The organism is Bradyrhizobium sp. 956_D2_N1_4, from assembly GCF_052076025.1.
Classification (GTDB): domain Bacteria; phylum Pseudomonadota; class Alphaproteobacteria; order Rhizobiales; family Xanthobacteraceae; genus Bradyrhizobium; species Bradyrhizobium barranii.
Map to the genome: position 1 here is coordinate 6,553,724 of NZ_CP197237.1, position 17,344 is coordinate 6,571,067.

20 protein-coding genes are annotated in these 17,344 nt (G+C 64.8%); 4 read left to right on the forward strand and 16 right to left on the reverse strand.

Features of this window, described 5'->3' with window-relative positions; translation table 11 throughout:
- Positions 1 to 87: 87 nt before the first annotated feature.
- From AB7535_RS31025 to AB7535_RS31040, 4 genes are all read right to left on the reverse strand, one after another.
- Entirely contained in the window at positions 88 to 909 is an 822-nt protein-coding gene (locus AB7535_RS31025; protein WP_354113115.1) for an NAD-dependent protein deacetylase, read from the reverse strand.
- A gap of 185 nt (positions 910 to 1,094) precedes the next feature.
- Positions 1,095 to 1,466 (reverse strand): signal transduction histidine kinase, encoded by a 372-nt coding sequence (locus tag AB7535_RS31030; RefSeq protein ID WP_187387922.1) that lies wholly within the window; start codon positions 1,464 to 1,466, stop codon positions 1,095 to 1,097.
- A 68-nt stretch (positions 1,467 to 1,534) separates the two neighbouring features.
- A complete protein-coding gene (locus AB7535_RS31035) occupies positions 1,535 to 1,939 on the reverse strand; it encodes a hypothetical protein (protein WP_063981068.1) in 405 nt (134 codons plus the stop codon).
- Positions 1,940 to 1,949: 10 nt separating this feature from the next.
- Positions 1,950 to 2,180 (reverse strand): hypothetical protein, encoded by a 231-nt coding sequence (locus AB7535_RS31040; protein WP_084794963.1) that lies wholly within the window; start codon positions 2,178 to 2,180, stop codon positions 1,950 to 1,952.
- A gap of 427 nt (positions 2,181 to 2,607) precedes the next feature.
- Between AB7535_RS31040 and AB7535_RS31045 the strand changes: the two genes are divergently transcribed.
- Positions 2,608 to 2,868, forward strand: coding sequence for a DUF1488 domain-containing protein (locus AB7535_RS31045; RefSeq protein WP_063981067.1), 261 nt, complete (start codon positions 2,608 to 2,610; stop codon positions 2,866 to 2,868).
- A gap of 52 nt (positions 2,869 to 2,920) precedes the next feature.
- Here AB7535_RS31045 and AB7535_RS31050 read toward each other — a convergent pair whose 3' ends face one another.
- Positions 2,921 to 3,757: an SDR family oxidoreductase gene (locus AB7535_RS31050; protein WP_231143532.1), complete on the reverse strand. Its 837-nt coding sequence runs from the start codon at positions 3,755 to 3,757 to the stop codon at positions 2,921 to 2,923.
- Between the two features lie 74 nt (positions 3,758 to 3,831).
- Positions 3,832 to 5,151, reverse strand: coding sequence for a solute carrier family 23 protein (locus AB7535_RS31055; protein ID WP_231143533.1), 1,320 nt, complete (start codon positions 5,149 to 5,151; stop codon positions 3,832 to 3,834).
- Positions 5,152 to 5,313: 162 nt separating this feature from the next.
- Here AB7535_RS31055 and AB7535_RS31060 point away from each other — a divergent pair, with 162 nt between their 5' ends.
- Complete coding sequence (locus AB7535_RS31060) at positions 5,314 to 6,648, forward strand: dicarboxylate/amino acid:cation symporter (protein WP_231143534.1); 1,335 nt, start codon at positions 5,314 to 5,316, stop codon at positions 6,646 to 6,648.
- 25 nt (positions 6,649 to 6,673) lie between these two features.
- Here the strand turns inward: AB7535_RS31060 and AB7535_RS31065 are convergent, their stop codons facing one another.
- Complete coding sequence (locus tag AB7535_RS31065) at positions 6,674 to 8,269, reverse strand: ABC-F family ATP-binding cassette domain-containing protein (RefSeq protein WP_231143535.1); 1,596 nt, start codon at positions 8,267 to 8,269, stop codon at positions 6,674 to 6,676.
- Between the two features lie 23 nt (positions 8,270 to 8,292).
- Here AB7535_RS31065 and AB7535_RS31070 point away from each other — a divergent pair, with 23 nt between their 5' ends.
- Positions 8,293 to 8,460: a hypothetical protein gene (locus tag AB7535_RS31070; RefSeq protein ID WP_231143536.1), complete on the forward strand. Its 168-nt coding sequence runs from the start codon at positions 8,293 to 8,295 to the stop codon at positions 8,458 to 8,460.
- Positions 8,461 to 8,499: 39 nt separating this feature from the next.
- Complete coding sequence (locus tag AB7535_RS31075; protein WP_084794962.1) at positions 8,500 to 9,345, forward strand: tetratricopeptide repeat protein; 846 nt, start codon at positions 8,500 to 8,502, stop codon at positions 9,343 to 9,345.
- On the opposite strand, the gene AB7535_RS31080 is transcribed toward AB7535_RS31075, so the two are convergent.
- The 9 genes from AB7535_RS31080 to AB7535_RS31120 all read right to left on the reverse strand — a co-directional run bounded on the left by AB7535_RS31080 (position 9,335) and on the right by AB7535_RS31120 (position 17,329).
- Entirely contained in the window at positions 9,335 to 10,054 is a 720-nt protein-coding gene (locus AB7535_RS31080; RefSeq protein ID WP_231143537.1) for a hypothetical protein, read from the reverse strand. The two genes, AB7535_RS31075 and AB7535_RS31080, sit on opposite strands and share 11 nt — an antisense overlap.
- Before the next feature lie 135 nt (positions 10,055 to 10,189).
- A complete protein-coding gene (locus tag AB7535_RS31085) occupies positions 10,190 to 10,537 on the reverse strand; it encodes a RidA family protein (protein WP_085401813.1) in 348 nt (115 codons plus the stop codon).
- Positions 10,538 to 10,549: 12 nt separating this feature from the next.
- Complete coding sequence (locus AB7535_RS31090) at positions 10,550 to 11,671, reverse strand: NAD(P)/FAD-dependent oxidoreductase (protein ID WP_231143538.1); 1,122 nt, start codon at positions 11,669 to 11,671, stop codon at positions 10,550 to 10,552.
- Positions 11,668 to 13,086, reverse strand: a complete 1,419-nt coding sequence (locus AB7535_RS31095) for an NAD(P)/FAD-dependent oxidoreductase (protein WP_231143539.1) — start codon at positions 13,084 to 13,086, stop codon at positions 11,668 to 11,670. Before AB7535_RS31095 ends, AB7535_RS31090 begins: the two co-directional genes overlap by 4 nt.
- Positions 13,083 to 13,379 carry a (2Fe-2S)-binding protein gene (locus AB7535_RS31100; protein ID WP_063981059.1) on the reverse strand — a complete coding sequence of 99 codons (297 nt, stop codon included), beginning with the start codon at positions 13,377 to 13,379 and terminating at the stop codon, positions 13,083 to 13,085. Before AB7535_RS31100 ends, AB7535_RS31095 begins: the two co-directional genes overlap by 4 nt.
- Before the next feature lie 29 nt (positions 13,380 to 13,408).
- Entirely contained in the window at positions 13,409 to 14,605 is a 1,197-nt protein-coding gene (locus tag AB7535_RS31105) for an NAD(P)/FAD-dependent oxidoreductase (protein WP_439037447.1), read from the reverse strand.
- Positions 14,606 to 14,613: 8 nt separating this feature from the next.
- A complete protein-coding gene (locus AB7535_RS31110) occupies positions 14,614 to 15,420 on the reverse strand; it encodes an ABC transporter permease (protein ID WP_166344510.1) in 807 nt (268 codons plus the stop codon).
- Positions 15,417 to 16,292: an ABC transporter permease gene (locus AB7535_RS31115; protein WP_231143541.1), complete on the reverse strand. Its 876-nt coding sequence runs from the start codon at positions 16,290 to 16,292 to the stop codon at positions 15,417 to 15,419. Before AB7535_RS31115 ends, AB7535_RS31110 begins: the two co-directional genes overlap by 4 nt.
- Positions 16,289 to 17,329, reverse strand: coding sequence for an ABC transporter ATP-binding protein (locus tag AB7535_RS31120; protein WP_231143542.1), 1,041 nt, complete (start codon positions 17,327 to 17,329; stop codon positions 16,289 to 16,291). Before AB7535_RS31120 ends, AB7535_RS31115 begins: the two co-directional genes overlap by 4 nt.
- Positions 17,330 to 17,344 lie beyond the last annotated feature (15 nt).

The window sequence follows — 17,344 nt, forward strand, 5'->3', positions numbered from 1 at the left end:
ATTTTCATACCAGCGACAACGCCCGGGGTGAAGCGTCCGAGCCGTTTTGCGTGGCACCTATGCGGTAGAAGGGTGCGGCCCACGCGCTCAGAGCAGGAATGCAAGCGCCGCCTCGCAGCGCTCCTCGACCTTGAGCGTGAGGAGATCGTCGGCGCGGGTGCGTCCGAGATTAACCGCGGCGATCGGGATCTGCCGGTTCGCGGCAGACTGCACGAAGCGGAATCCGGAATAGACCATCAGCGAGGAGCCGACGATCAGCATGGCGTCGGCCTGCGCCAGATGATCCTGCGCGGTGGCGACCACGTCGCGCGGAACGTTCTCGCCGAAGAACACGACGTCGGGCTTGAGGATGCCGCCGCAGGCTTCGCAGGCGGGCACCTTGAACGACGAGAAATCCGCATGCTCGAGATCGGCGTCACCATCAGGCGCATCGGCGGCGTCGAGCGTCAGCCATTCCGCATTGGCACGGCCGAGCCTGTCCTGGAATTCGTTGCGCGGGGTCTTCGCCCCGCAGCCCATGCAGCGGACCAGATCGAGTCGGCCATGCAAATCGATCACCTGCCGGTGGCCGGCGGACTGATGCAGCCGGTCGACGTTCTGGGTCAGCAGCATCTCGCAGCGCCCGCTCGCCTCGAGCCGGGCCAGCGCATGATGCGCATCGTTCGGCCTCGCCTGGCCGAACCGCCGCCAGCCGATCAGGCTGCGCGCCCAATAGCGCTGGCGCGTAGGCTCTTCCGACATGAAGGCCTGGAAATTGACCGGCTGGGTCCGCTTCCAATTGCCGTGGCTGTCGCGGTAATCGGGAATGCCCGAATTGGTGCTGCAGCCGGCGCCGGTCAGCACGAACAGACGTTCGTGCCGGCCGACGAAATCTTCGAGCGAACGGTTCGCCTGCGGAGGGATTGCCATGGCGCAGATGTAGTTCACGCCGTGTCGTTTTGCCAGATCACTCCCGCGCCGGCAGCTCGAAGCCGGCGATCAGCGTTTGGCCTGCGTCAGCCCGAGCCGGTCGGCCAGAGCCTCCGCGCCGCTTACCTCTGTGACGGGGCACATTGGCAAACCAGTGGCCGCTACCGGGCGGCGTTCCAATCGGATCAGGCGCGCCGGTGAAATGCCGGCGGCAACGGCTCGCGCACCAGTTCGCTGAGATTCAAGGTCTCCCCGCTTTCCGCGATGTCCGAGAACAACACCTCGACAAACGGATGCTGACGGTTGAACGCGGTGCCCCGCTGGTATTTGGCGCTCACGATGCGCTCAAGCGCGGCAAAGTTCCGTTTCCCAAGCGCGCTGTATTGCTTCCGGAACAAACTCTGACGTCCGCCACTGTGCTCGATCGATTCGGCCCAAACGTCCATCACCTTGCGACTGACGAACGCCTCGACTTCTCTCGTGCCTTCCTGGGCAAGAAGCCGCAGACCGTCCATGGCATGCGGCTGTTCATCGATACGGAATTTTGTCAGTGCCATCTGGATCCTCCTGTTGTTTGCGTCCATATGCTTCGCGAACCGCGCCTCTCGCTCAGCCCCTGAACATGTCAGATCTTGGCGGGATCGGCGTCGTGCCTATGCTTGTGAAGAAACCGGGCAATCTGCCCACGGAGCGCCGCCGTATCCAGCAATGTCCCAACCGATCCGGCGGTATCGAAGATCTCCCGCTGGAGCGTCGTCGGCAATGAATTCCATTGCATGATGACGGCCGCACCGAGACAGCGCAAAACGCGCTCTTCCTCCGCCGCGAGGGCTGCGCCGCGCAGTCGCTCCGTCCCCCCGGCATTGACTGCATCCACGTATTGGTCCGCGAGCATCTGCTCGTTGTCCGCGCGCGATGTGTGGCTATCCTGCAGTTGTTCGAATTTGCGCGTATCGGCTTTGCCGGGCGAATTCCTCGCCAGTTCGCCATACGCGGCCGCTTTTGCACGATACTGCAGAAATTTAAACATGCGGGCTCCTTCAACAGCGATCCTTCGCCGCCGAGAAATACGTGAGGATTTCAGCGGCATTTCCGAGAATCGCTGCCCGGCGCATTGCCACCGTGCGCTTGTCTCCCGACGGCATCTTGCGGGCAAGGTCGAGGGCGTTGATCGCCCTGGCGCTCAACTCGCAAGCCAAAGAGGCCGGGATCGATTCTGACGAGCTGCTTGCTTGAGCCGATGGCGAAGGCACGCCAAGACCGGCTACCATTGTATGAGCATCGCTGCGGCGATCAACACCACGAAGAAAACCGGTAGCAAGACCGGAGGTACGAGCCACTCGCGAAGGCTGAATCTAGGGGAATCCGACATACTGACCGCCTGTTGGTTCTGGCGGGAGCGCAATGCTCTCAGTCACCGATGACAGCCGAGGGGCGCGCGGTGATAAACTGTATGTAGTGATCCCTTCGCCGAATAGCGAGGCTTATCAAGAAACTATTTGTCGCGATCGGCATTGAATCGGATTGCTGCCCTGTTGCCAAATCTTCATTTGAGAGAGGCGCAACCGGCGCGTCTTCGTCTGGACGGAACGTCCGTGTTCCTGACGTACGCGGGTCGAGCGTCGGCCACCCGGCGAGCTCCGACTCAAACGGCGAAAAGGCCGGCGCGCGGCACCTGCAACCTGATCGGCCTGAACCATGATCGACTTTCCAAATCACAGCCGCTCGTATGATCGGACGCGGCATGCCGTGCGGTTCTGGGGACACGACAGCGCCATCGAGGCCTCGTTCTTCATCGACGAAGACGCATTGAAGCGGATTCAACCGGGCACCCGTTCCAGCGAATCGGGATTTCTGATCGCGTTCGATTCCAACCGCGACTTGATATGTGCGGCTGCGGCCAGGAAGTATGTCCGCGGCAGCCGGGGCTCCTACGACCTGCTCGCAGCAGATTTTTGAAGCGTTCGGCATGGGATGATGAGTTCGTGGTTTCGGTCGTGAATCCACGTTTCTAGCTCGCCCAGTTCTCGCGAAACTCGGGGAACAGCGTCAGGCCTCCGCAGGCGTAAATGGTCTGGCCCGTAATGTAACTGGCGTCATCCGAGGCGAGGAAGGCGAACACGGCGGCGATCTCTTCCGGGGTGCCGACCCGTCCCAGCGGAATGTGGCTGGTGACGACGCCGCGCTTGGCGGGATCACCCGTCCAGGCCGCGTTGATCGGCGTGTCGATCGCACCGGGGCCGACCGCATTGACGCGAATGCCGCGGCCGGCGAATTCCAGCGCCAGCGTGCGTGTCAGATTGGCGATGCCGCCCTTGCTGATCGAGTAAGCGAGATAGCCGGGCTTCGGAATGATCTGGTGGACGCTGGAGCAATTGATAATGCTGCCGCCTCCGCCGCGCGCGACGAAATGGACGAGCGCCTTCTGCGCGCAGAGCACGGCGCCGTTGAGATTGACGTCTATGATGCGGCGGTAGGTCTCGATGTCGAGCGCCTCGCTCGGCGACTCCCGCTGGAAGCCGGCATTGTTGACGAGGCAGTCGAGCCGCTTCCAGCGCGAAAGCACCGTCTCGAACATCGCGGCGACCTCCTGCTCATTGCTGACATCGGCCTTGACGACGACATGGTCGAGCTTGCCGTGGCCGCGGTCAGCCGATCCTGTCCTTGCCAGCGCGAGCGTCTCCTCGGCCCTCTCGGGGTGATCGACATGGTTGATGGCGACGGTCGCGCCCTCCTGCGCGAGCCGAATGGCGATGGCGCGGCCGATGCCTTGCGAGGCACCGGTCACCAGCGCGTATTGGCCGACGAGGCGGGAGGAAAACGGGGTCGAGCGATCGGTCTGCGGCATGAGCTTTCTCCGGGGATGCTTCATCATGGACGGAACCGGCGTTTTGTTCCATCCCGCTTGCGCATCGAAGGGATTCACCCGGCGCGGCGCGCGAGCGGCGAGGTCAGGATCTGGTAGAGAATGATGGCGCCGAAGGTCGCCGTGCCGATCCCGCCGATCGTAAACGCGCCGAATTTGAACGTGAGGTCGCCGGCGCCCGCGGTCAGCGCCACGGCGACGGTGATCAGGTTCGCAGGATTGGCGAAATCCACCTTGTTCTCGACCCAGATCCGTCCGGCCATCGCGGCGATCAATCCGAACAGCACGATCGAGAGGCCGCCGATGACGGGGCCGGGAATCGACAGGATCAGTGCGCCGAACTTCGGCGAGAAGCCGAGCAGGATCGAGACCGTGGCCGCGAATGCAAACAACAGTGTCGAATAGACCTTCGTCGCCGCCATGACGCCGATGTTCTCGGCATAGGTGGTGACGCCGGTGCCGCCGCCGCAGGCCGCCACGATGGTCGCGAGGCTGTCGGCGAACAGCGCGCGGCCGAGATAGCCATCGAGGCTCCGGCCCGTCATCGCGCCGACGGCCTTGATGTGACCGAGGTTCTCGGCGACGAGGATGACCGCAACCGGCGCGATCAGAAAGATTGCATCGGCGTGGAAGGTCGGCGTGGTAAAGCTTGGCATGCCCAACCACGGCGCGGCCGCGAGCTGCGCGAAGTCGATCGGCTTGCCGAAGCCGAGGCCGTTCGCGAACAGCAGGTACAGGAGATATCCGCCGATCGCACCGAGGATGATCGGTAGGCGGCGCCACAGGCCTGGAGCGGCAACGGCCACCACGCCAATGATCAGCACCGTCGCGAGCCCGATCCAGGTGTCGAACGCGTTGACGCTCACCGCCTTGACCGCCACGGGCGCGAGATTGAGGCCGATCGCGGCGACCACGGCGCCGGTGACGGCCGGCGGCATCAGGCGCTCGACCCAGCCAACGCCCGACCACATCACGATCAGCGCGATCACGCCGTAGAGCACGCCGGCGCCAACGATGCCGCCGAGCGCGACGGAGAGATTTGGATTCGGCCCCTGCCCGGCATAGCCGGTGGCGGCGATGACGACGGCGATGAACGCAAAGCTCGAGCCGAGATAGCTCGGCACGCGCCCCGCGACGATGACGAAGAAGATCAGCGTGCCGATGCCGGAGAACAGGACCGCAACATTGGGATCGAACCCCATCAGCAGCGGCGCGATGATCGTCGAGCCCGACATCGCGACGCAATGCTGGAGACCGGAGACGACGGTCTGGCCCCATGACAGCCGCTCCTCCGGCATGATCACGCCCGAGGCCTTGAATTTCCAGCGCGGAAAATAACTTTGCGGCTGCTCGTCCGAGCCCATCGTGGTTGTCATATTCCCCCCGTTGCGGTGCAGCGACTGATCTTCGTGCGATCCGACAAAAATGTGATTGTCGCTTCTGCGGCGACCATCACATGATGCGAGTCATGCAAGATTCAAAGCTTGCAAAATCCAGATCTTGCAGAATCAAAATCAATGCGTTCCGGGGCACACACTATGACACAAGTCGCGATCCAGCCAGCCGTCCATCGCCGGCATCAACCCTGGTACAAGATCCTCTACATCCAGGTCCTGATCGCGATCGCACTCGGGGTGCTCATCGGCTATTTCTATCCTGATCTCGGCAAGGAGCTGAAGCCGCTCGGCGACGGCTTCATCGCGCTGATCAAGATGATGATCGCGCCTGTGATCTTCTGCACCGTGGTGCACGGCATTTCCTCGATGGGCGACCTCAAGCGCGTCGGCCGGGTCGGGCTGAAGTCGCTGATCTATTTCGAGACGGTCTCGACCGTCGCGCTCGCCATCGGCCTGCTGGTCGGCGAGATTCTCCAGCCCGGGCACGGCTTCAACATCGATCCCGCCACGATCGATCCGAAGTCGGTCGCGACCTACGTCACCAAGGCCAAGGAAGAGGGCATCGTCGCCCATCTGATGGCGATCATTCCCGACAGCTATGTGGGCGCGATCGCGCGTGGCGACCTGCTTCAGGTGCTGCTGATCTCGATCCTGTCGGGCTTCGCCATCGCCTTCCTCGGCAAGGCCGGCGAGCCGATCGTGGAGGCGATCGACAAGGCCGCGAAAATGTTCTTCGGCATCATCCGCATCATCGTGCGCGTGGCGCCGATCGGCGCGTTCGGCGCGATGGCGTTCACCGTCGGCGCCTACGGCCTCGGCTCGCTGCTCAACCTCGCGGCCCTGATCGGCACGTTCTATCTCACCAGCATCCTGTTCGTGTTGATCGTGCTGGGCTCGATCGCGCGGCTCTCCGGCTTCTCGATCCTGCGCTTCATCGCCTACATCAAGGACGAACTCTTGATCGTGCTCGGCACCTCCTCGTCGGAAACGGTGCTGCCGCAGATGATCCAGAAGATGGAGCATCTCGGCGCCTCGCGCTCGGTGGTCGGCCTCGTCATTCCGACCGGCTACAGCTTCAACCTCGACGGCACCAACATCTACATGACGCTGGCGACGCTGTTCCTGGCGCAGGCGACCAACACCCATCTGACGATCTGGCAGGAACTCGGCATTCTCGGCATCGCCATGATCACCTCGAAGGGCGCCTCGGGCGTGACCGGCGCCGGGTTCATCACGCTTGCCGCGACGCTCTCGATCGTTCCCGACATCCCGATCCAGTCGATCGCGATCCTGGTCGGGATCGACAAGTTCATGAGCGAGTGCCGCGCGCTGACCAACCTGATCGGCAACGGTATCGCCTGCGTCGTCATCAGCATCTCCGAAGGCGAGCTCGATCGCGAGGCTCTGCACGAGACCATGGCTCATCCGCTGGAGATGGGCGAGGCGCTGGAACCGGGCGGCAGCGCGGCCTCGTAGGCCGCGCCACGCAGCCGGTAGAGCCTCAGAGAGTCGCGTTGGCGACCAGCTCGACCCTGCGCGCGATCTCGATCGCCTGCAGGAACGCCTCGTCGTGACTGACCACGAGCAGCGCGCCGTCATAGGCCCTCAAGCCTGCCTCGACGGCTTCGATCGAGTCGATGTCGAGGTGATTGGTTGGCTCGTCCAGGATGAGCAGGGACGGCGGCGTCGACCCGCCTAGAACGCAGGCGAGGCCCGCACGAAACAGCTGTCCGCCACTCAGGCTCCCCACGATCTGCGAGGCGGCATCGGCGCGAAACGCGAACCGGGCCAGGGCAGCATGGCACTCGTTCGCGCTCGCTTTCGGATTGAGACGCCCGAAATTGTCCAGGATGGAGATCGCGGGATCGAGCAGGCTGACCTTCTGGTCGAACAGCGCGAAGTCCGGCCTGACCCGCACGGTGCCCGCAAACGGGCGCAACTCGCCTGTGACGAGCTTGAGCAACGTTGTCTTGCCGGAACCATTCGGCCCGACGACCCCGACGCGCTCCGGGCCGACGAGCGTGAGTGAGAGATCGCGCAGGACCGGCTGCTCCGGCTGATAGCCGGCGTTGACGCGATCGAGCCATACCACCTCCCTGCCCGCCGGCAGGCCGGTCGGGGGCAGCTTGACCGACAGCGGCTGGCGAATCTCGACGCGCCGGCGCGCCGCGCCGACGGCCTCGATCGCCTCCGCGCGCCGCCGCTCGGCGATCTGCGCGGTCTTTCCGCCGCTATCCTCGCTGCGGTCCTTGCGTGCACCGGCGAGAATGCGCGGCATGTCGCCCTTGGCGCGCTTCTTCCTGCCGCCGCTGTCCTTGCGCGCCTTGCGTTCCGCTGCCTCCTGCGCCTTGCCGTCGATCTCGGCGAGATGCTTCTCGGCATGCGCAAGGTCGTGCCTGACGGCAGCGAGCTCGATGGCCTTCTGCTCGCGGTAACTGCTCCAATTGCCGCCGTACCGTCTTGCCCCGAGCGATGTCATCTCGACGATGGCATCCATGGTCTCGAGCAGGTCGCGGTCGTGACTGACGACGATCGCCCCGCCCCGCCAGCCTGCGAGCAGGTCGACCACTGACTTACGTCCATCACGATCGAGATTGTTGGTGGGCTCATCGAGCAGCAGGAAGTCCGGCTCGGCGAAGACCAGCGCGGCCAGACGGATCCGCGTGATCTGCCCGCCCGACAAACGATCCAGCTCCGTGTCGGTATCAGGATCGAACCCGACACGCGCGAGCGCGGACGCAAGCCGCGCTTCGAGCGTCCAGTCGACGTCGGTGACTTCGTCGGCGAATGCATCGCCCCGCTCGGCACGGCGAAGCAGCTCCAGCGCTGCGCGCGCGCCGAACAGATCGATCACCGCGGCGCCCGCAGGAAGCTGGACGTCCTGGCGGAGCATTCCCACGGTTCCGCTCACGCGAACGCGTCCCGCTTGGGGAATGTGCTCTCCGGTGATCGCAGCAAGCAGCGTTGTCTTGCCGACGCCGTTGCGGCCGACGAGACCAGCCCGTTCGGCACCAAATGTCAGGTTGAGGTCGGAAAGGAGAGGACGGCCGTCAGGCGTGGACAGCGAGAGGTTCGACAGAATGATCGATGCAGGCATGGAATTCCCCGTGAGCAAGGCGGATGGGCGTTGCGGTCGGGGTGAAATCCATGGATGCGAAACTCCTGATTGATGCCTCGCTAATAATCCCGCCGGGCGCCGAGATCAAGGCGCATTCCGCGCGACGCGTCCGGGCCAATCAGCAAAGCATCACGAAGCTGTTGATGGACGCTGCATGGGGCATGCGGTAAGGGGCAAAAAACAACGTGTCTCAACCAAGAGGCCATCTCTTGAGCGGCAAGCCGAATAGCCCCCTCGCCCAACTGCTTCAGCAAGCCTTTCTGGCGCTACGTGCAAAGCAGTTCGACATTGCAAGGCAGCTTGCGACCGAAGCCCTGAAATCAAATCGCACCGACCGGAATGCCGTGCTGATCCTCGCCCATGCCCTGCTCGGCCAGGAGCGTGCGGAGGAGGCGATTGCGCCGCTGGAGAAAGCCGCGAAGCGCAATAGCGATCCCGAAATCGAGACGCTGCTCGGCCATGTGCTGTGTGCCGCGCGGCGCAGAAGCGATGGACTGGCGCAACTGCGGCGAACCACAGCGCGCCGTCCGCCCTATCTGCCCGCGTTCCAGGAGCTGGCGGGCCAGCTTGCGAACGCCGGCGAGGTTGGCGAGGCGGTCGGGATGATCGAGCAAGCCCTCGCGCTCGCCCCGGCCAGCGTCGATCTGCAACTCGACCTTGGCCGCATGCATGTCCGGAATAACAATCGCGCCAAAGCGCGTACCGTGCTGACCGCGGCGCGCGCGATCGGGCCGGGACGCACCGATATCCTGACCGAACTTGCCTGGGCCGAGCTTCTCGACGGCGCCTATGCGGAGGCCGCCGACACCTACCGTCACGCGCTCGGGCTTCGCCCGGACGACGCTCTCTCCCGCGCCAATCTCGCGATCTGCCTGATGGAGATGGGCGAACGCGATGGCGGCGAGGCGGCGCTGCGGTCCGTGTATGGCGGACGGCCGCAGATGCTCAGCCGCGCCGCCCTCACACTCGCCGCCTCGTCGCACGGCCGCTTCTTCTTCCGCCCGAGCGCCGCGGCGAAATTCCTGGGAGCCAGGCCCGAGCGGGCTACGCCCTGAATTTCCGCCGGTACAGACCCGGCTCGCGCTTCAGCGCGGCGCGCAGGGCGTGGACCTTCTGCGCTTCATCCTCGGTGAACGCCGAGGTCTGCCGCGTCCAATCCTCACGCTTGACCGGAATGCATTGCGCGATCGGTGTGCCCTTGGGCAGCACGCCGCGAAAGCCCGTATTGTGCCAATGCGCCGGAAAGTGGATCCAGCTGTCGCGATAGCGATCGCAATCGACGAGGCCGCTCAGCGTGATGAACGGCAGGTCGAACCGATTGACCGGATGGGTGAAGAACAGCGAATAGCCTTCCGGCGCCTCGATGGTCCAGAGATTGTGAAACTTGATGACGAAGCGATCGGCCTCGAACAGCGGCGAGCCGGTGAGCTGGCCCTGATCGTGAAAGCTGATCGGCGAGCGCGGAAAATCAATCTCACCGCCGGGCGGGATGTCGTTGTCCCAGCTGATCTCGCCATCCTCAACCCTGATATCGCAGATTAGCGGGATCAGGAAACCGCATGTCATCGCGTCGATGAACGGCGGGCAGCGCTTGACCGTCTCGTCATCCTGCTGATTGAGGGCACTGAAGGCCGTGGTCGGCATCGCCTTGAGCCAGTCGGGAACGCCGACATTCGCCGGCACCGGCTGCGGCAGCAGGCCTTCGAGTTCTCCGGGGCAGCGAAATTTGATCGCGAGCTTGTTGTTATTATTCTGCGAGGACATTGGGCATTCCAGCCGAGTGCCCTACTGATAAACGGAAACTGCGGCGCGTCAAAGCGCCGCAGCTAATCCAGACCATTACATCTTCGTCATGTTCGGATCGACGGCTCTCTTCACGGGCCCGTGAGAAGAGCGCAATCAGCCCTTGAGCGCAGTGACCACCACCTCGATCAGCGCACCGCCGCCGAGATCGGCGACGCCGACCGTGGCGCGCGTCGGCAGGTTGTCGCCGAAGAACTCGGTCCAGGCCGCGTCCATCTCCTTCTTCTTGGAAAGATCCGTGACGAAGATCGAGGTGCTGACGACGCGCGACTTGTCGGTGCCGGCTTCCTTCAGATAGCCGGCGATCTTGCCGAGGATGTTGCGGGTCTGATCGCCCATCGAGACCGAGGTGTCGTCGGCGATGGTGCCGCCGACGAAGACGAAGCCGTTGGCCTCGACGGCGCGGTGCATGATGGGCGTGCGGATGCTGCGGGTGATGCTCATGATGTCCTCTTCTTAGAGCGTGGAAGGATGGAAGCGGTCGATGCCGAGATCGCCGATTCGGGTCTGGGTGCCGCCATTGACAATCAGCTCGGCCATCACGGCGCCGGCGCCGGGGCCGAGCTGGAAGCCATGCAGCGAGAAGCCGAACTGGTGATAGAGGCCCTTGTGGCGGCTGCTTGGTCCGAACACGGGGATATCGTCCTTCATCTTCGCCTCGATGCCAGCCCAGGCGCGGACGATCGTCGCGCTGCGCATCACCGGGAACAGCTCGAACACGGTGCGCGCGCTGATCGCGAGGCTCTTCCAGTCCAGCACCGTCTCGTTGCGATCCTGATAGGGCGTCGCCAGATGGCCGCCGCCGATCAGCACGGTGCCGTTGGAGAACTGCTTGAAGGACAGTTTTCGCCCGCGCAGGATCACGACGGGGTCGATGAAGTGCGGCACGCGCGAGGTGATCATCAGCATCGGCGCCACGGTCTCGACCGGAACGGGCTCGCCGAGTGCGGCGGCGATGTTTCCGGCCCAGGCGCCGGCGGCATTGACGAGCACCGGCGCGGCAAAGGTTTCAGTGCCGACATCGACGTGCCAGAGGCCGCCGCTCTGACGGATGTTGCTGGCAGCCACGCCCTCGCGCACGGTCGCGCCGAGCTGCTCGGCCTTGCGCCGGAACGCCGTCGTCGTCTGCGCCGGATTGGCGGCGCCATCGCGGCGCGAGACGACCCCGCCGGGGCAAGTTTCAGCCACGGCCGGCACCAGCCGCCGCAATTCAGTCGCGTCGATCAGCTCTTCATGGGTGAAGCCGAGCGCGTTCAGCTCAGCGACACGCGCGCGGCAGACCGCGAGCTCCTCCTCGTTCTCCGCGACGAGAACCTGACCGTAACTCTCAAAGCTGCAATCGTCGTCGAGGAGATCGGTGATCTTCTCCCAGATCCCCATCGAGCGGATCGAGAGCGGGATTTCGGGCACGTGCCGCGCGAGCTGGCGGACGCCGCCGGCATTGACGCCGGATGCATGGCGGCCGGCGTAGTCTTTCTCGATCAGCACCGGCTTCATGCCGGCGAGGCACAGATGCAGCGCGGTCGAGCATCCGTGGATGCCGCCGCCGACGACGATCGCATCCACCTTTTGGGTCATCCGCGCACCACCGCCTTGACGTCGGCCTCGCTCTTCGGAACGGCGGCGAGCTCGGCGAGCGTGATCGGCTTGACCGGTGCGCGCAGCCGGTAATAGCCGATCTCCTGTGCCGTCTTGCCCCGCGCCTGCGCCATCAGCTCGGTGACGGTGAGGCCGCAGAGCCGGCCCTGGCACGGGCCCATGCCGGTGCGGCGATAGGCCTTGAGCTGGTTCGGGCCGGTCGCGCCGATGGCAACGGCATCGAGAACGTCCTTCGCGGTGACTTCCTCGCAGCGGCAGACGATAGTGTCGCCCGTGGGAATGCGGAACTGCGGCGCGGGGCGGAACAGCGTGTCGAGGAAGACGCGGCCGCGCTCGGCCTTGGCGAGATCGGCGCGGAGCGACGCCATCGGCGCAAGTTTTGTGGCAACCGCAGGCGCCAATGCCTCCACCGCCGCGCGCGCCGCGATGCGGCCACGGACCACAGCCGCATTGGCACCACCGATGCCGGCGCCGTCACCAGCGATCGCGATGCCAGCGACCGATGAATTGCCGCTCGCGTCTAACATTGGCGACCAGCACAATTGCAGATCATCCCAGCGATGCTCGATACCGGCGGCCATCGCCAGATTGACGTTGGGCACGACGCCCTGATGCAGCAGCAACAGATCCGCCGGAATCGTCTCACGCTTGCCGCCGGCGACATAGCTCACGCTCTCGAGTTGGCCATCACCGGATGCTGAGAGCTCGGTGACGCTGGAGACGACCTGCACCTTGGCCTTCACTTCGCGCATCATCGACAGGCCCTTGGTGAAATAGGGCGAGGTCAAGAAGGCGAAGGCATGCGGCAGCGCGGCGAAGTAGTTGCTGCGCTCGGTGGTGTCGAGGATGCGATCGATGCGGCCGCCAAGCCGAAGGATCTGCGCGGCGAGCAGCCAGAGCAACGGCCCCTGCCCCGCGATCACCGTGCGTCCGTCCGGCACCAGGGCCGATGATTTCAGCATCGTCTGCGCGGCGCCCGCGGTCATCACGCCCGGCAAGGTCCAGCCGGGAATCGGAAACGGCCGTTCCAGCGCGCCGGTCGCAAGGATCAAGCGCTGCGCCTTGAGGAAAGCGGACGCACCGCCGATCGAGACGGCGATCTCGAGATTGCGGTCGAGACTCCAGACGGTGGCGCGATGGATAATCTCAGCGCTGCTCGCGCGGAGCGACTGAACGAGGTCGGCACCGACCCAATAGTCGGCGCCAAGCTGGTCGCGGTCGGTCACGGGCGTGGACGAGATGGCACGAAACACCTGGCCGCCGGGGCCGATGTTCTCGTCGAGCAACAGAGTCGACAGGCCGGCTTCGGCGGACGTCGCAGCGGCCGCGAGACCGGCGGGCCCGGCGCCGATCACCACGACGTCATAGGCTTCGCGCTTGGGAGCTACAGTCATTTTCCGATCTCCCGCTTGCCCTTCTGAATCTCGATCTGCATGCCCTCGGCGACGGGCACGAGGCAGCCCTGGCGGTTGCCGACGCCGTCGATGGTGACGAGGCAGTCGAAGCACACGCCCATCATGCAATAGGGCAGACGCGGCGCGCCGCTCACTGCGGTGGAACGGCGCGCATCGCAGCCGGAGGCCAGAAGCGCGGCGGAGACAGTGTCGCCCTGGCGCGCCGCGATGGCCGTGCCATCCACGAAGATCTGGACCTGCGGTCGCTTGTCCTGTTCGGATCGTCTAAACATGGGATGCCTCTTGGCTCCTTTAGATATCTCTAATAGCCGCTGTTGTTCGCAGCACCGGCGGCGCCGAAACGGCTGGCCGAGAACGCGCCAACCAGCTCCGGCTCGAGCGCGCCAGCTGCGACCATGCGCGCGATCTCGAAGGCGTGGTTGGAGGCGAGCGTCACGCCGGAATGACAGCAGGCGACGAAGGCGCCGGGATGCGTCTCCGACTGGTCGTAGATCGGAAAGCCGTCCTGCGGCATGACGCGGATGCCGGCCCAGCTCCTGACGACGTTGAGCCGCGACAGATGCGGAAACATCCTTTGCGCGCGATCGGCCATCACGGCACTGACGGAATGCTTCAGGGCGCGATCGTCGAGCTCGTCCTCCTTGCTGTCGCCGATCATCACCGTGCCCTCGTCGGTCTGGCGGATCGTGGTGAGGGGATGCGGCAGGAACGGCATGGTGCGCTCGGTCACCACGATCTGGCCGCGGGTCGGGCCCATCGGCGCGTGGAGGCCGACCATCGGCGCCAGCGTCTGGTTGGCATTGCCGGCCGCGAGCACGATCTTGGCGGCGCGCAGCTCGCCCTTCGGCGTCGTCAGGCGGAATTCGCCACCGCTCTTGCCGATCGCCGAGACCGGGCGCTCCGGAAAATATTCGATGCCGAATGCCTTGAAGCCGGTGTGGAAGGCGCGGAAGGTCCGCAGCGAATTGACGTGGCCGTCGAGCGGACAATAGCTGCCGCCGGACACTTCCGGCCCGATCAGCGGCAGCGACTTCTTCACCTCGGAGGCGGAGAGCATCTCCATCTTGTAATCGGCGGCACCGGTCTGGTTGTGCATGCGCTTGACCAGCTCGGCGCGCTGGCCGAACTCGTCATCGCCAAGCGTCAGATGGAAGCCACCGTTCTGTTGAAGCGAGACATCCAGGCCGGTCTGTTGCTTGAGTTCGGAAGCAAGCTGGCTCCACGCTTGTGACGCCTGCACGGTCCAGACAGTATAGGCCGGCATGCCGAGCCCTTTGCTCTGAACCCAGACCAGCGCAAAGTTCGCGCGCGAGGCGCGCTTGGTGATATCGCCTTCGTCGAGAACGGCCACGCTCTTGCCTAGCCGGCCGAGGCCCCAGGCAATCGCGGAGCCGAGCAATCCGCCGCCGACGACGGCGACGTCATAATCAGATTTTTGCTTTGACGCGTTTTCTTCACGCGAACCGGCGTCCACTTCGCTCGAAAACGCTTTAGACATGAGTTCTCCTATCGTCCCGTATCGCCCTTGCCGGCGAGCACACGGTCGAGCCCGTAGAAGCGGTCGAGCAGAATGAGGGCGGTCATGGTGATCGCGATCACGCAGGCCGAGACCGACGTCACCAGCGGATCGATGTTGTCCTGGATATAAAGGAACATGCGCACCGGCAACGTCTCGGTGCCGGGTGCCGCGAGGAAGACGGTCATGGTGAGATCGTCGAAGGACTGGATGAAGGCGAGCGCCCAACCGCTGATGACGCCGGGCAGGATCAGCGGCAGCGTCACGCGGCGAAACAGGGTCCAGCCGTTGGCGCCGAGCGAGACTGCCGCCATCTCGACCGAGAGGTCCATGCCGGTCGCCGCCGCCAGCGTCAGCCGCAGCGCGAACGGAAACACGATGATGACATGCGCGATGATCAGCGCGGCAAAGCTGCCGCCGAGGCCGGCCGAGGTGAAGAAGCGCAGGAAGGCGATGCCGAGCACGACATGCGGGATCATCAGCGGCGACAGGAACAGCGCCGCGAGCGCATCGCGGCCGCGGAAGCGATAACGCGCGATCGCCAGCGCTGCCGGCACCGCGAACAGCAGCGCCACGAAGGATGAGAGCGCACCGAGCCCCAGGCTCACCCAGAAGGCATGGATGAACTCGGGATAGTTGGCGATCGCCCTGAACCAGCGCAGCGAAAAGCCGTTGGTCGGCAGCGACAGAAAGCCTTCCGGCGTGAAAGCAACGAGGCAGACCACGAGGATCGGCGCGACCATGACGACGACGAAGATGGTGTGGAAGATCAGCGCGAGCGGGCCGTTCCGGCTCATCGGAACACCTCCGCGTAGCGGCGCTCGATCAGCGCGTTGCTTCCGACGACGATCAGCACCAGCGCGACCAGCAGCAGCGTTGCGACCGCTGCACCGAGCGGCCAGTTCAGCGTGTTGAGGAATTCGTCATAGGCCAGCGTCGCCGCGACCTTGAGCCGACGGCCACCGATGATCGCCGGCGTCGCGAAGGCACTGGCCGAGAGCGAAAACACGATGATCGCCCCCGACAGCACGCCCGGCATTATCTGCGGCATGATGATGCGGCGGATGATGGTCACGGGCCCCGCGCCGAGCGACATTGCGGCGTTCTCGATCTGCGGATTGAGCCGCTGGAGCGCGGCCCACACCGACAGCACCATGAACGGCATCATCACATGGGCGAGCGCAACCACCATCCCTGTCTCGGTGAACATGAAGGGAATGGGCGAGCGGATCACTCCGAGCGACATCAGCAGCTTGTTGACGAGGCCGTTGTTGCCGCCGAACAGCAGCGCCCAGCCGAGCGTCCGCGCCACCACGGAGATCAAGAGCGGCCCGAGGATGACGAGCAGAAAAAGACTCTTCCAGCGCCCGCTCATGCGGTTGAGGATGTAGGCTTCGGGTGCGCCGAGCAAAGCGGTGAGCAGCGTCGTCAGGATCGCGATGCGAAACGTCCGCCAGAACATTTCTGCGTAATAGGGATCGGTCGCGATCTCGTGCCAGTTCTTCAGGATGAAGACCGGCTCGATGCCCTTGTACTGGCCCCAGTCGTGGAACGACAGCATCACCGTCATCGCCAGCGGAATCAGCAGCACGCCGACGAACAGCATCAAGGCGGGCGCGGTCAGCGCCCATGGCGCACGCGCGTTGCGCTCGTCCGCGGCCGTGCTCATGCGCCGGCCCTCGCGCGCACGCTCATGTCTTCGGGACGCCAGGCGAGGTGAACGGCCTCGCCCTCGGCCGGCGGCGCCGTCCCGTCATTCTGGCGGATCACGATCGCCGGGCCGCATTCGCTGTCGCACTGGAACAGCCAGTGATTGCCCTGGAAGATGCGCGTGACGATCTTTGCGCCGAGCCCCGTATCGCCAAATCCGATCCGTTCAGGGCGAATGCTGACAGTGACAGGGCCGCTGAGCCCGGCCGGCGCCGGCGCGTTCCAGGAGCCAGCCACCAGCCGTACCGGCGTCGCGGTCCGATCGATCGTCGCCGCAAAATCGTTGGTCTTGCCGAGGAACTGCGAGACGAAGGCCGAGGCCGGCTTCTCATAAGTCTCCTGCGGCGAGCCGATCTGCTCGATGCGGCCCTGGCTCATCACCACGATGCGGTCGGACAGCGACATCGCCTCGTTCTGGTCGTGGGTAACAAGGATCGTCGTGGTGCCGATGGTGCGCTGGATCTGGCGCAGCTCGATCTGCATCTCCTCGCGCAGTTTGGCGTCGAGATTCGACAGCGGCTCGTCGAGCAAGAGCACGCTCGGCTTGATCACCAGCGCGCGCGCCAGCGCCACGCGCTGCTGCTGACCGCCGGACATGCGGCGCGGATGGCGGTCCTCGTAGCCGGCAAGCCCGACCATCGCGAGCGCGGCGCGGACGCGCTCGGCTCTTTCGGCGCGCGGCACGTTGCGCATCTCGAGGCCGAACGCGACGTTCTCCGCCGCCGTCATGTGCGGAAACAGCGCGTAGCTCTGGAACACGATGCCGAGCCCGCGCTTCGCGGGATGGATCGCGGTCAGGTCCTTGCCCTCCAAGCGGATTGCGCCGCGTGTGGGATCGAGGAAGCCCGCGATCATCTGCAGGGTCGTGGTTTTGCCGCAGCCGGACGGGCCGAGGAAGGAGATGAACTCCCCCTTCCCCACCGACAGACTGAAGTCGTCGACCACAGTCTGCGCGCCGAACTGCTTTGCGACCCGATCGAGCTCGAGATAGGCCATGCGCTGTCTCCGCAA